Raw genomic sequence first — 14,698 nt, 5'->3', positions numbered from 1 at the left:
CGGTTCGACACGGCCACGGATATTTTTCGAACTTCTTCGGGGGTTGCGCAAAGTGGCCGCTTCACGACAGCCTGAAGCGCATGCCAGCCCGGGCGGCGTCGTTCCGCAGCGTGTTCGCGGTCGCCGGGTTCCGCCGGATCTGGCTCGCGCATCTGCTCTCGGTCGCCGGCGACCAGCTGGCCAGGGTCGCCCTCACGGTGCTGGTGTTCGACCGGACGTCGTCGGCGGGGTGGGCTTCGGCGGCGTACGCGCTGACGTTCGTGCCCGATCTCCTCGGCGGAGCGCTCGGTGGCATCGCGGACCGGTTCTCACGGCGCACCGTGATGGTGGTGACCGACGTCGCCCGCGCGGTCCTGATCGCGCTGATGGCCGTCCCCGGCCTGCCGCTGCCCGCCGCGGCCGCGCTGTTGTTCCTCGTGCAGCTCATGGCGGGCCCGTTCCACGCGGCACGCCAGGCGATGCTGCCGGATCTGCTCGACCCGGACCGGCTGGTCGTCGGCCAGGCCATCATCTCGTCGACGTACCAGGCCGGACTGGTGGTGGGCTTCGGCGCGGGCGCCGCCGTCGTCACCGGCCTCGGCGTACCCGGTGCCTTGCTGATCGACGCGGGGACTTTCGCCCTGTCGGCGCTCATGCTCCGCTTCGGCATCGAGCGATATCCGCCCTCGGCGCCAAGCCACCACCGGCGTCCGTCGCTGATCGCGGGCTGCCGTCTGGTCGCCCGGGACCGCAAACTGCGGTGGCTGCTGCTCATCGCCTGCTGCTGCGGTTTCTACGTCGTACCCGAGGGCCTCGCCGTCCCGGTCGCCGCCGAACTGGGCGGCACGGGCGCGCTGCCCTGGCTGCTGGCCGCGAACCCGGTCGGCTCGGTGCTCGGCGGGATCCTGCTGAGCCGGATCCCGCGGGAACGGCAGGTCCGGGTACTGGGCGCGCTCGCGGTGGCGAGCAGCCTGGTGCTGATCCCCACCACCTGGGCGCCGGGCCTGGTCACGATCGTCGTGCTGTGGACGATCTCGGGCGTGTTCTCCGCGCACGACATGATCACCCAGACGCAGTACAGCCTCGCCGCGCCGCCGGACCGGCGAGGCCAGGTGATCGGGGTCGCGATCGCGGCGTTGCGGGCGGCGCAGGCGGCCGGTATCGCGGCGGCCGGGCTGATGGCGCAGATCTTCGCGCCGACCACCGTGATCACCGTCGCGGCGGTCGCGGGCGTGGTGGTCGCCTGCGTCGCCGGGGCGGGCTGGTCACGGGCGGTGTCGTCCCGCCAGGGGGATCCGGTGGATCCGGTCGGCGGGACGACACCCGTGGGTGAGCACGGTTCCTGATCACGTCCAGTTGTTGTCACGCCGAGTGGTCCAGTTGTTGTCCCGCATGCCGTTCACCTCCTTCGAAATTGCGATCTATCCGGCAAAACGTTCACCAGTTGTTGTCCTGCATCGGTGCACCTCCTTGGTTTTGGTTGGGCTGTCCGGGGGAATTCCCGGCCGCGCTTCTTATCGTCCGGGCAACGACGGTCGTCGCCGTCCCGGTTCGATTACGGTGTAGATCACCGACGGAAGAGGGTGCGTGAACGGACGACTAGGCGGCGCGCGACGGCGGCTCAAGGCCTGGCACCTGTGGAGCCTGCCGCGACCTGTGCGTTCCTACGTCCTGGTCGTGAATCTCATCGCAGTCCTCTCGACCGCCGCCACGGCCCGGTTGATCCCGGTCACCGGCACCGACCTGGTCCGGTTCGGCGTGCTGACGCTGTGCGCGGCCATCGCGATCGAGGGCACCCGGCAGATCGAACGCCAACGGGAGTACGACAGGGCCCCGTCGGTCGCCTACGTCGACACCAAGGCGGTCTGGAGCGTCGCCGCCGTCATCGCGCTGCCGCCGGTGCTCGCCGCCGCGATGGTCGTGGTGACCTACACCATCGCATGGCTGCGGATCTGGCCACACCAACGGCCGGTTCTCCCCCATCGGTGGATCTTTTCCGCCGCGACGGTGCTCTGCGGCACGCAGGCCGCCGTCGTCGTCCTCAGCCTCGGCATGCGCCACTACCCCGGTTCGCCCGACTCCGGACTGCTCGCCGGGCTGGGCGACCTCGCCGTCATCATCGTGGCCGCGGCCCTGCGCTGGGCGATCAACACCGTGCTGGTGATGATCGCGATCGCGCTGTCTTCGCCGCCGAAGTCGATCGGCGAACTGTTCTCCGGCTTCGGCGACCAGATCCTCGAAGCGGGCGCGCTCGGCCTCGGCCTGGTGACGGCCGTCGTCCTCGTCCAGGCCAACCCGCTGGTATTGGTCGGGGTCGTCATCGCGCTGGTCGCGCTGCACCGCGGGCTGCTGCTGACCCAGTACCGGCGCGACGCGCACACCGACGCCACCACCGGGCTCGTCACGAAACGCCGCTGGCGTCAGCTGGCCGAAGAGCTCCTCGGCCGGACACGCGCCGGGCGCAAACTCGGCGTGCTGTTCCTCGACCTCGACAACTTCAAGACGATCAACGACACCTACGGCCACCCCAACGGCGACCTCGTCCTGCGCGCCGTCGGTGACGCGCTGCGCGCCGAGATCCGCGAACAGGACGTCTGCGGGCGGTGGGGCGGCGAGGAGTTCGCGATCGTCATCCCGGACGTCCACAGCGAGGAGAACCTGCGCCAGGTGGCCGAACGGATCCGGCACCAGGTGGCGGTGGTCTCGGTCGCGCTGCCCGATCGCGACACGGTGCTGACCGATCTGACCGTGTCGATCGGCGGGGCGCTGTACCCGGCGGCCAACATCAGCAGCGTCGACGACCTCCTCGTGGCCACCGATACCGCGCTCTACCGCGCGAAGCAAGGTGGCCGCAACAGGGTCGAACTGGCTCAGCCGACGCAGTAAGGTTCCCTCCTCTGGGGAGGCGCCATGAAGCGATTCGCTCGGGTTCCGGTCGGTCTGGTCGTCGCTGCGCAGGTGGTGGTGCTGACCCTGCTGTCAGGAAGGTACGGCTTCCACCGGGACGAGTTGTACTTCCTCGCCGCCGGAAAGCGGCTTGCCTGGGGCTACACCGATCAACCACCGCTGACGCCCTTGCTCGCGCGGATCTCCACCGAAATCTTCGGCGAGACCCCTGCCGGCCTGCGCGTGGCCGCGACCTTGTGCGCGGCCGCGACGGTGGTCACCCTGGCCCTGGTCGCCCGCGAATTCGGCGGCGGACGCGGACCCCAGGTACTCACCGCCGCGATCACGGCACTGGCGGCGTTCGTCGTGGTCGACGGGCACATGCTGTCGACGGCCACCGTCGACATGCTGGTCTGGAGCGCGCTGGGCCTGGTCTTCCTGCGCCTGTTCCGCACCGGCGACGGACGGTGGTGGCTCGCGATCGGCGCCGTCGCCGGGATCGGGATGGAGAGCAAGTGGCTCGTCCTGCTGATGATCGCCTCGATCGGCCTCGCGGTACTCGCCGTCGGCCCGCGGACGGTGCTCGGCAGTGACTGGCTCCCCGTCGGGGTCCTCCTCGCGCTGGCGCTGGCCGCACCCGGGTTCGTCTGGCAAATGGCCCACGATCTCCCGATGCTGAGCGTCGCTCACGGGATCAGCGTGGACGACGGCGCGGAGAACCGGATCCTGTTCGTGCCGATGCAACTGCTCTACCTCTCCCCCGTCGTCGTGCCGGTCTGGATCGCCGGCGCCCTCCGGCTCTGGCGTGATCCCGAGCTGCGCTGGGCACGCTCCTTCGCCGTGGCCTATCCGGTGTTGTGCGTACTTTTGTTGCTACTGGGCGGAAAACCTTACTACTCGGCGCCGTTCCTGCTGCTGCTCGCGGCCGCGGGCGCGGAACCGTGCCTGCACTGGCTCGACCGGACCTGGCGCCGCGTAGTGGCCATCCTCTTGGCTGTCGAAGGCGCGGCCGTGTCACTCCTGGTCGGGCTACCGCTGCTGCCGGTCTCGGCGCTGGGGCCGATTCTGGCGGTGAACAAGGAACAAGGCGAGCAGGCGGGCTGGCCCGAGCTGGCCACGACGGTCAGCCGGGCCTGGTCGGAAATCCCCGCGGAGCGACGTTCGATCTCGGTGATCTTCACGCGGAATTACGGGCAGGCAGGCGCTTTGCAGTACTACGGCCTTCCCTCGGTGTACTCGGGACATATGTCCTATGCGGACTGGGGGCCGCCGCCGAACAGCTCCTTCGGCCCGGTCGTCGTGGTGGGACAGTATCGTCCGGAGTGGTTCGCCGGATGTCGTGAGAGGGCGGTTCACGACAGCGGTCTCGGGGTGGACAACGAGGAGCAGGGAGTGAAGATTTCCTTGTGTACCAGGCCTTCTCGGCAGTGGTCTTCGTTGTGGCCCGAGCTGCGACGCTTCTACTGATCCGAGGCCGGGTTCCTATTGAGAGGTAAGGCGACCGTGCTCGTGTCGGGAGGCGTGACCGCGCCACGTTTGACTTTCCCTCAACAAGTGTTGCCGAATTCCGGCGACGGCGTTCTTGAGTGCCAAAAGTGTCGGTGGCCGGTTGTAGGTTCTTGGTGTGGATACCACTGAAGCCTTTTCGGCTCTATTAAAGGAAATGCCTGATCCTCGCGCTTTGGGTGCCGAGGAATGTGTCGTTTTGGCGCAGGCGGTGTCGGCGGATATCGCGCGGTTGGAGGCGGTGCGGTTCCGGGCGCTGGCGCAGTTGTCGCGGCATCGCGAAGGTGCGCGGAGCGTGGTGCAGGAGGTCGCGTTCGCGTTGTCTCTTGTGGACAGTCACGCGGGTACGATGGTCTCGGCGGCCGAGGCGTTGACCACCCGCCTGCCCCGCACGCTGGGGTTGATGGAGCAGGGGAGGGTGAGTGGTTTCGGGGCGATGAAGGTCGCCGCTGCCACCGCGTGGCTGTCGGACGAGAACGCTCTGGCCGCTGACGCCCTGTTGGAGGATCGTTTGGAGGAAAGGAATTCCGAGCAGATCCGCAAGGCGGCGAGTCATGCGGCGTTGACGGTGGATCGTGAGGGCGCTGCTCGGCGGGTCGAGCACCATCGTGAAGGCCGCCGGTTGGCGGTGCGGCAGGGTGAGACGGGGGTGGCGTCGATCGAGGTCGAGGACGGCCCGGTCGAAAAGGTCACCGCCGCATATGTCCGGATCGACCGTGAAGCACGAGCGTTGAAGACCGGCGACGAGACCCGCACGCTCGACCAGTTACGGGCCGACGTCGCACTCGATCTCCTGCTCGGTGGTCAGGGTGGCAAGGGCGAACGCGCCGAGGTGTTCCTCTATATGGATTTGTTCACCTATCTCGGGGTGAACGAGGATCCGGCGGAGCTGGCCGGACACGGTCATATCCCGGCGTCGTTGGCCCGCCGGATCGCGACGGGGTCGGAGACGGTGTTGCGGCGGATCATCACCGACCCGCTGTCCGGGCAGGTCCTGGATCTGGGCCGGGGTCGGTATCGGCCGTCGGCGGGCCAAGGCGAGTTTGTTCGGGTGCGGGATCGTGAGTGCCGAAGACCGGGCTGTCGCCGGCCGGCGCAGGCCTGCGATCTCGACCACTCGGTGCCGTGGGAATTCGGGGGCCATACCGATGCTGACGAGCTGATCGACCTCTGCCGTCGTGATCATCGCTTGAAGGATGAACCTGGGTGGGTCTACCGACTCGCGGCTGATGGGACTCTTACCATCACCACGCCTACTGGGCAGTCCTATGACAGCACGCCGCCGCCGCTACACGAACCCCGCCCAGCTGAGAAACCACCACCGTTCTGAACCGTTGCCGCAAAACGGCCACGGCCCTCGTCAAGAACCAGACCCCGCGACCACTACCGTCGCTACGTCACGGCAACTCCAGTGAGGAGCCGCCAACGTTGCCGAAAATCGGCCACCGGCCTGTCCTGTAACCAGCCAACGACACCAGCACCCCAAGCAGTCGTCGTCACTGCGGCACGGCAACCCCGGACCCGAACATGGGGAGCCGCCCCGTCCAGAGCCGTTACCGGAAAACGGCCACGGCCCGATCGCGGCCACCAGCCCCACAACAGCCACCATCACCACGGCACCCCCGCACCCCAAGTCCGAAGAGCAGCCACCGCCCTGCGCCATTGCCGGGAAACGGCCACGACCCGATCGCGGCAACAGGCGTCCACACCCGCCCGTCGCCGGAAAACGGCAACGCACCCTCCGCGCGAGACCCCCGAAGCTCACTTCCAACCAGCCGAGGCTCACAGCCCGCGACCTACCCGCCAACCCCGATGAAACCGGCGTGAACACCTGGTGACACCCGTCCGACCCGGCTACCCGCTCCAGCCCCCGATTGTCCACTTCATGACGTCATTCGCCCCCTCGACTAGGTGTTCCAGGACACTTTTTGGCGGGTTCCTACAAGCCCCGGCCCTCGGCATGCGTCACCGACGACATTCTCGTACCGGCCGGTAAGAGGCAGGCTGTAGGCAGATAGAGGGGACTGTCCCGCGCGTGATCCGGCGGGATGTCACCTGATGTGCTGTGTACTTGGGAGGCTCAGTCGGTGTTCAGTCGTGTCGCCATCGTCAACCGCGGAGAAGCCGCGATGCGGCTCATCCACGCCGTCCGCGAGCTTTCGGCGGAGACCGGACAGCGGATCGAGACCGTCGCTCTCTACACGGATTCCGACCGGTCGGCGACGTTCGTGCGGGAAGCCGACCTCAGTCACAACCTGGGTCCCGCGTCGGCGCGTCCGTATCTGGACTTCGCCGTGCTGGAGCGGGCGCTGACCGAGACCGGGGCCGACGCGGCCTGGGTCGGTTGGGGCTTCGTGGCCGAGGATCCGGCCTTCGCCGAGCTGTGTGAGCGGCTGGGCATCACCTTCATCGGCCCGAGCGCGGACGCGATGCGCCAGCTCGGCGACAAGATCGGCGCGAAGCTGATCGCCGAAGAGGTCGGCGTGCCCGTGGCGCCGTGGAGCCGAGGCGCCGTCGCGGACCTCGACGCGGCCATCAAGGCGGCCGAGGAGATCGGCTATCCGCTGATGCTCAAGGCGACCGCCGGCGGCGGCGGGCGCGGTATCCGTGTCATCACCTCCGCTGACGAGCTCGAGGACGCCTACGAGCGCACCAGCATGGAGGCCGAGCGGGCCTTCGGCAGCGGCGTCGTGTTCCTGGAGCGCCTGGTCACCGGCGCCCGGCACGTCGAGGTCCAGGTCATCGCCGACGGCCAGGGCACCGCGTGGGCGCTCGGCGTCCGCGACTGTTCGGTGCAGCGCCGCAACCAGAAGATCATCGAGGAGTCCGCTTCCCCGGTGCTGAGCCCCGAGCAGGCCGACGAGCTCAAGCGGTCCGCCGAGCGGCTCGCGCTCGCTGTCGACTACCGCGGCGCCGGCACGGTCGAGTTCCTCTATCACCCCGGCGACAAGCTGTTCGCCTTCCTCGAGGTCAACACCCGCCTGCAGGTCGAGCACCCGATCACCGAGCTGACCACCGGCATGGACCTGGTCAAGGCCCAGCTGCACGTCGCTTCCGGCGGCAAGCTCGAAGGCCCCCAGCCCGCCGAGTTCGGTCACGCCGTCGAGGCGCGACTCAACGCCGAAGACCCGGATCGCGACTTCGCACCGTCGCCCGGCCGCATCGCGCGCCTGGACCTGCCCGCCGGACCCGGTATCCGCGTCGACACCGGGGTCAGCGAAGGCGACACGATCCCGGCCGACTTCGACTCGATGATCGCGAAGATCATCGCCTACGGCCGCGACCGCGACGAGGCGCTCGGCCGTCTGCGCCGCGCGATGGCGCAGACCACGGTCATCATCGAGGGCGGCGCGACCAACAAGAGTTTCGTCCTCGACCTGCTCGACCAGCCCGAGGTGATCGACGGCAGCGCCGACACCGGCTGGATCGACCGGGTCCGCGGCGAGGGCAAGCTGGTCACCCACCGGCACTCGGCGATCGCGCTCGCGGCCGCCGCGATCGAGGCCTACGAAGACGAGGAAGCCGTTGAGCGCCAACGACTTCTCTCCACCGCGCACGGTGGCCGCCCGCAGGTTCAGCACGAAAGCGGCCGTCCGCTCGACCTGAAGCTGCGCGGCGCCGCGTACCGCGTGAGCGTGGCCAGGATCGGTCACCGCCGGTTCCGCGTCGGCGTCTCCGCGGGCGGCGACATCCACCCCGCCGACGTCGAGGTCGACCGGTTCGACGAGCACACCGGCCAGATCACCGTCAACGGCACCCGCTTCCGCCTGGTCACCGGCACGCACGGGCCGATCCACCTGGTCGAGGTCGACGGCGTCACCCACCGCATCAGCCGTGACGAGGGCGGCGTCGTCCGCTCCCCCGCGCCCGCGCTCGTCGTCGCGACGCCGCTCGAGGTCGGCGCGGAGGTCGAGGCCGGCGCACCCGTGCTGGTGCTGGAAAGCATGAAGATGGAGACGGTGCTTCGCGCGCCGTTCCGCGCGAAGCTGCGCGAGTGCGTCGTCTCGGTCGGCAGCCAGGTCGAGACCGGCGCGCCCCTGCTGCGGCTCGAACCGCTGGCGGAGGAGGGCGAAGAGGTCGCCGAGGACGCCGGCAGCGTCGAGATCGAGCTGCCCGTGGAACCGGACGGCGCTTCGACGGCGCAGCGGATCACGCGGGGGCAGCAGGACCTGCGCAGCCTCCTGCTCGGCTTCGACGTCGACCCGCACGACGACCGCCGCACGCTCAGCGCGTACCTGGCCGCCCGTGCCGAACTCGAGGCCAACGGCGACCGCCCGCTCGAGGGCGAGGTCGAACTGCTGACCGTGTTCGCCGACCTGTCCGAGCTGATCCGCAACAAGCCGGCGCGCGAGGAGGCCAAGACGGACACCCGGGTGCACAGCGCCCGCGAGTTCTTCCACACCTACCTGCAGAGCCTCGACGTCGAACGCGCCGGGCTGTCGGAGTCGTTCCAGAACAAGCTCAAGAAGGTGCTGGCGCACTACGGCATCAAGGACCTGGAGCGGACGCCGGAACTGGAGGAGGCGGTCTTCCGCATCTTCCTCGCCCAGCAGCGGACCGCTTCGGACGTCACGGTCGTCACCGCGCTGCTGCGGCAGTGGCTCACCGAGGCGCAGCCGTTCGAGGCGATGCGCGAACCGGCGGGCAAGGCGCTGGAGCAGCTGATCGCCGCGACCCAGCTCCGCTTCCCGGTGGTCAGCGACCTCGCGCGCAGCGTGGTGTTCCGCTGGTTCGCCCAGCCGCTGCTCCGCCGCACCCGCGCCGAGGTGTACAGCGAGGTCCGCAAGCATCTGCGTCACCTCGACCAGCACCCGGATTCGCCGGACCGCGCCGAGCGGATCGCGAGCATGCTGGCCAGCGCGCAACCGCTGGTGCGCCTGCTCGGACAGCGGATCGGGCGTCCCGGCACCGACCACACCCCGCTGCTCGAGGTGCTGAGCCGCCGCTACTACGGCAACCGCGCGCTGACCGGGGTCCAGCAGGTCACCGTCGGCGGCTGCACCTTCGTCACCGGTGACTACACCGACGAGGACGAGCGGTTCCACATGGCCACCACCGCCGTCGACCGCGCCGGGCTGCCCGGGGCGATCAAGGCGGTCGCCGATCTCGCCGCCGGGCTGCCCGCCGACACCGACGTCGAAGCGGATCTCTACCTGACCTGGGACGACGAATCGGCCGACGACGACGCGATGGCCGCGGGGCTGCGCGAGATCCTCACGGCCGAGTCGCTGCCGAGCCGGATCCGGCGCATCACCACCACGGTCGCCGGGCACAGCGGCGCCGTGATGCACCACCACTTCACCTTCCGCCCGTCCTCGACCGGCTTCAGCGAGGAAAGGCTGATCCGCGGCCTCCACCCGCTGATCGCCCAGCGGATGCAGCTGCAGCGGCTGGCGAACTTCGACCTGACGCGGCTGCCGTCCGGCGACGAGGACGTGTACCTGTTCAAGTGCGTCGCGCCGATGAACCCGTCGGACCAGCGGTTGGTCGCACTCGCCCAGGTCCGTGACCTGACCCCGTTGCGGGACAACGACGGCAAGCTGCTGGCCCTGCCCGCGGTCGAAGGCACCCTCGCGGGCTGCCTCGACGCGATCCGCGAAGTGCAGGCGAAACTTCCGCCGAAGAAGCGCTTCGACACCAACCGGATCATGCTGTACGTGTGGCCGACCAGTGAACTCACCGGCGAGGAACTGGACACGGTCGCGCAGCGCGTGCAGCCGTCGACGGCGGGCGCGGGTCTCGAGGAGGTCCAGTTCCTCGGCAGGCAGCGCGATCGCGCGACCGGCGAGGTCGGCGAGGTCGCCGTGCGGATCGGTTACGACGTCAGCGGCGGCGTGCAGATGTCGCTGTCCGAGCCCACGACCGAGCCGATCCTCCCGCTCGACGACTACCGCCAGAACGTCCTGCGGGCCCGCCGCCGCGACACGGTGTACCCGTACGAGCTGACCAAGATGCTCGGTTCGTTCACCGAGTACGACATGGACGACAGCAAGACGCTGGTTCCGGTCGACCGGAAGAAGGGCCGCAACACGGCGGCGATCGTCGCCGGTGTGGTCACCACGCCGACCGAGCGTCACCCGGAGGGCGTCAAGCGCGTCGTGCTGCTGGGAGACCCGACGAAGGCGCTCGGCGCGCTCTCGGAGCCGGAGTGCTCGCGGGTGATCGCGGCGCTGGACCTCGCCGAGCGGCTGAGGGTTCCGCTGGAGTGGTACGCGCTCTCGGCGGGCGCCCGGATCTCGATGGAGTCCGGCACCGAGAACATGGACTGGGTCGCGGCCGCGCTCAAGCGGATCGTGCACTTCACCCAGGACGGCGGCGAGATCAACATCGTCGTGGCCGGGATCAACGTCGGCGCCCAGCCGTACTGGAACGCCGAAGCGACGATGCTCATGCACACCAAGGGAATCCTGGTGATGACGCCGGATTCCGCGATGGTGCTGACCGGCAAGCAGTCGCTCGACTTCTCCGGTGGCGTCTCGGCCGAGGACAACTTCGGCATCGGCGGCTACGACCGCGTCATGGGCCCGAACGGCCAGGCGCAGTACTGGGCGCCGAACCTCGCCGCGGCCCGCGACGTGCTGATGTCGCACTACGACCACACTTACGTGGCACCGGACGAGACCGGCCCGCGCAAGGCGGTCACGAACGACCCGATCGAGCGGGACATCTCGCCGTTCCCGCACGCGGCCGTCGACAGCGACTTCACCACGGTCGGCCAGATCTTCTCGCGGGAAGCCAACCCGGACCGCAAGAAGCCGTTCGACATCCGCACCGTGATGCGCGCGCTGTCGGACCAGGACCACCCGGTGCTGGAGCGCTGGCCGGGCATGGCCGACGCGGAGACCGCGGCCGTGCAGGACGTGCACCTCGGCGGGCGACCGGTGTGCCTGCTCGGGATCGAGTCGCGTTCGGTGCCGCGCCGCGGCTTCCCGCCCACCGACGGCCCGGACACCTACACCGCGGGCACGCTGTTCCCGCGTTCGTCGAAGAAGGCGGCCCGGGCGATCAACGCGGCCAGCGGCAACCGGCCGCTGGTGGTGCTGGCGAACCTGTCCGGCTTCGACGGTTCGCCGGAGTCGATGCGGAAACTGCAGCTGGAGTACGGCGCGGAGATCGGCAGGGCGATCGTCAACTTCGAAGGCCCGATCGTGTTCACCGTGATCTCGCGGTACCACGGCGGCGCGTTCGTGGTCTTCTCGAAGGCGCTGAACCCGAACATGACCGTGCTGGCGCTGGAAGGCTCGTTCGCCTCCGTGCTCGGCGGCGCGCCCGCCGCGGCGGTCGTGTTCGCCGGTGAGGTCAACGCGCGGACCGCGGCGGATCAGCGGGTGCGGTCGCTGTCGGAGAAGCTCAGCGGCGCGACCGGTGCCGAACGCGCCGCGCTGGCCGCGGAACTCGCCGAGGTCCGGTCATCGGTGCGAGCCGAGAAGCTGGGCGCGGTCGCGGCGGAGTTCGACGGCGTGCACAGCATCGAGCGCGCGGTGAAGGTCGGTTCGGTGGACGCGATCATCAGCGCGGCCGAGATGCGGCCGCGCATCATCGAGGCGATCGAGCAGGGCCTGGCGAAGCAGTAACTTCCCGCTCCCCAAGTGCTATGAAAGGCCCGTTACTTGCAAATTTTGCAAGTAACGGGCCTTTCATAGCGTCCCTGGACCTAAGAATCAGCGGGAGGATCGGGCGGCGGCTCCCCGAAGTCCTCCGGCGCGATCCTGTCCAAAGCCGCCCGGAACTCCTCCACCTCACGTTCCTGCTCGACCGGATCCGAGGGCACCGACGGCAGTTCCGCGTCGGGTCCGGACCCCACGATCTCGACCCGCACCGAAGCGACCTCCAGCACCGAGTCCGCCACCTTGATCCCCACCCCGGCGCGCAGGCCGATCGCGACCGCGTCGCTCGGCCGGGCCGAGACGCGGATGCCGGAATCGAGCACCAGGTCGGCGAAGAAGATGCCGTCCCGCAGCGCGGTGACCTCGACCCCGGTGACCCGGTGCCCGAAGGACTCGACCACCTGGCCGATCAGTTCGATCGTGCCGGGACGGGGCAGCCGGATCTTCTCCTGCGCGAGCGCCACCGCGCTCGCCTCGGGTCCGCCGATCGTGATCGCCAGCCAGCGGCGTTCGCCCTCCCGCTCCCGCAGCAGCATCACCGGTGCCGCTTCCGGAGCCAGCACTGCCATCCCTTCGACGTCCATCGGGATCATGCGCGGTACCTCATTCCCTCGGTCGCGGAGTTCGAACACCGGCCGGGGTCGCGTACGGCAGCGCCAAGCCCTTGGCGGCGCGGGGCGATGTCTTCACTGTGGTCACGACGACTCCCAGCACGAGGACACACCTTCGGAAAGCTGGTACCCCTCCAGGAGAGTCCCTACACGCCCGCTTTTCAAGAGCTAGAGGAGTAGAGCCTCCAGGTGGTCGGCGGCCGTCGCGGCGCCGCCCGCCTCCCGGAACGAGGCACCCACCTTCTCGGCGGCCGAACGGTAGGCCGGATCGTCCAGCACCCTGGTCACGGCGGTCGCGATCCGTTCGGGTTTCGCGCGGCCGAACCGCACCCGGACGCCCGCGCCCGCGTCGACGACCTGCCCGGCGACGATCGGCTGGTCGTCCCGGATCGGCGCGACCACGAGCGGCACCCCGTGCCACAGGCTTTCGCAGACGGTGTTGTGCCCGCCGTGGCAGACGACGGCGTCCACGCGCGCCAGCAGCGCCATCTGGGGCACCTGCGGCACCACGAGCACCGTGTCCCCCGTACGCCCCACGGCACCACCGGGATCGGCGATGACGGTCCGGATCCCGCCGACCCGGGAAAGTCCCCGGGCGGCCGCGCCGAGGAAGTCCCCGGCGGCGTCGGCGTTCGCGGTCCCGAGGGTGACGAACACCGTCGGCACCGACGGGTCGAGCCGGTCCCACGGGAAGTCGCCGATGGCCGCGCGACCGCCGATCGACGGCCCGACCAGCCGGACCCGCTTCGGCAGCGTGGCCGGGCCCAGCAGTTCCCGGGTGGTGAAGGCGAGTACGCCGTGCGGGGACATCCTGGGGTCGGCGGGGCCGCCGTCGATCCGCGTGCGCAGGCCGTCGAGGAGGTCGTCGAGCCAGGCCGCCACCTTCGGCATCCCGGCCAGGGGGTCGACGAGCTCCGCGGACGTCGTCGCGGAGGTGACCCACGGCAGGCCGAGCCCGTCGGCGACGAGACCGCCCGCGATGGCCTGCTGGTCGGCGATCACCACCTGCGGGCGGAACCGGCCGATCGCGGCGCGGACGCCGGGCGCCATCGCCTCGGCCAGCGGGATCAGGAACTCCTCCCACAGGAACCGGAACGCCGCCGGACCTTTGAGGCTCGCGTCGCGCTCGGGCAGGCAACGCGGGACGGCGCAGGGGAACACCTCGGCACCGTCGCCCGCGAGCGATCGGATGACCTCCGGCTGCCCGGCCCAGGCGACCTGATGCCCGCGCGCGGTCAGCGCCGCCGCGACCCCCACCGCCGGGTTGACGTGCCCGGTCAGCGGCGGCGTGACGAAGAGGAATCTGCCCACCTACTCGGCCCTCACCGTTTCGCGCGTGTGCTTCCGGAGCCAGCCCAGGATCAGCTCCGACGTCTCCTCGGTGCGCTCGACGAGTACCGAATGTCCCTGGTCCGGCAGCACGACCGTGAGACAGGTGCCGAGGTTCGCCTCCAGGTCGGGGACCTGCGCCGCGAGCCCGGACAGGTCGCCGAACAGCGCGAACACCGGGCAGCGCACCGCCGCGAGGTCGTCGTCGATGGTCCGGCTCAGCGGGATGTCTTCGGCCAGCGTGGTGGCCGCCAGGATCTTGTACGCCGCTTTCGACAGCCGGGCGGTGTGCGCGCCGTGGTTCTCGGCGATCCAGCCGATCACCTCGTCGTGCGCGAGCCGGTTCTTGGCGTCGGCCAGCCCTTCGGCCATATGCCCGAGCCAGGCCCGCACCGGTGGTTCCGCCTCGATGGCGATGACGCTCGCGACACGTTCGGGACGTGAAGCCGCGAGCCCGAAGGCAACGGAGCCGCCGAACGAGTTCCCGGCCACGTGCACCGGCCGGTCGATCCCGAGCGCGGTGAGCAGGCCGTCGAGGTCGCCGACGAAGTCCTCCAGCCGGTAACCGGTGGCGGGCCGCGTGGTGCGCCCGTGCCCGCGAAGGTCGTACATGACGACGTCGATCCCTTGCTCGGCGAAGGTATGCCCGAGGGTGAAGTAGTAGCTCGCCAGGCTGTCGGTGAGGAGGCCGTGGACGAACACCACGACCGGCGCTTCGCCGTCCGAGGGCCCGAGGCGCTGGACATGGACGTCGAGGTCTCCGACCTTGACCTTCGCCAT

8 protein-coding genes are annotated in these 14,698 nt (G+C 69.7%); 5 read left to right on the top strand and 3 right to left on the bottom strand.

Going from position 1 to position 14,698, the window contains the following annotated elements; all coding sequences use genetic code 11:
• Positions 1 to 80 precede the first annotated feature (80 nt).
• The 5 genes from ACLJPX_RS00190 (at position 81) to ACLJPX_RS00170 (ending at position 11,945) form a co-directional block, all read left to right on the top strand.
• Complete coding sequence (locus tag ACLJPX_RS00190) at positions 81 to 1,325, top strand: MFS transporter (protein WP_410598122.1); 1,245 nt, start codon at positions 81 to 83, stop codon at positions 1,323 to 1,325.
• A 241-nt stretch (positions 1,326 to 1,566) separates the two neighbouring features.
• The gene (locus ACLJPX_RS00185) at positions 1,567 to 2,865 is read left to right on the top strand and encodes a sensor domain-containing diguanylate cyclase (RefSeq protein WP_369862443.1); all 1,299 of its coding nucleotides are present in this window, start codon (positions 1,567 to 1,569) and stop codon (positions 2,863 to 2,865) included.
• 24 nt (positions 2,866 to 2,889) lie between these two features.
• Positions 2,890 to 4,332: a glycosyltransferase family 39 protein gene (locus tag ACLJPX_RS00180; protein WP_410598121.1), complete on the top strand. Its 1,443-nt coding sequence runs from the start codon at positions 2,890 to 2,892 to the stop codon at positions 4,330 to 4,332.
• A 196-nt stretch (positions 4,333 to 4,528) separates the two neighbouring features.
• Positions 4,529 to 5,701 (top strand): DUF222 domain-containing protein, encoded by a 1,173-nt coding sequence (locus ACLJPX_RS00175; protein ID WP_410599069.1) that lies wholly within the window; start codon positions 4,529 to 4,531, stop codon positions 5,699 to 5,701.
• A gap of 757 nt (positions 5,702 to 6,458) precedes the next feature.
• Positions 6,459 to 11,945, top strand: coding sequence for a carboxyl transferase domain-containing protein (locus tag ACLJPX_RS00170; RefSeq protein ID WP_410598120.1), 5,487 nt, complete (start codon positions 6,459 to 6,461; stop codon positions 11,943 to 11,945).
• A gap of 80 nt (positions 11,946 to 12,025) precedes the next feature.
• Here ACLJPX_RS00170 and ACLJPX_RS00165 read toward each other — a convergent pair whose 3' ends face one another.
• The 3 genes from ACLJPX_RS00165 to ACLJPX_RS00155 form a co-directional block, all read right to left on the bottom strand.
• Complete coding sequence (locus ACLJPX_RS00165; protein ID WP_101606947.1) at positions 12,026 to 12,571, bottom strand: bifunctional nuclease family protein; 546 nt, start codon at positions 12,569 to 12,571, stop codon at positions 12,026 to 12,028.
• Positions 12,572 to 12,757: 186 nt separating this feature from the next.
• The gene (locus ACLJPX_RS00160) at positions 12,758 to 13,900 is read right to left on the bottom strand and encodes a glycosyltransferase (protein ID WP_410598119.1); all 1,143 of its coding nucleotides are present in this window, start codon (positions 13,898 to 13,900) and stop codon (positions 12,758 to 12,760) included.
• Positions 13,901 to 14,698 (bottom strand): alpha/beta fold hydrolase, encoded by a 798-nt coding sequence (locus ACLJPX_RS00155; protein ID WP_410598118.1) that lies wholly within the window; start codon positions 14,696 to 14,698, stop codon positions 13,901 to 13,903.

It is taken from the genome of Amycolatopsis sp. lyj-90 (assembly GCF_046549035.1).
In the GTDB taxonomy this organism is placed as follows: Bacteria; Actinomycetota; Actinomycetes; order Mycobacteriales; family Pseudonocardiaceae; genus Amycolatopsis.
Note: the sequence above shows the minus strand (reverse complement) of the source record. Positions and strands in the feature narration are given on the sequence as shown.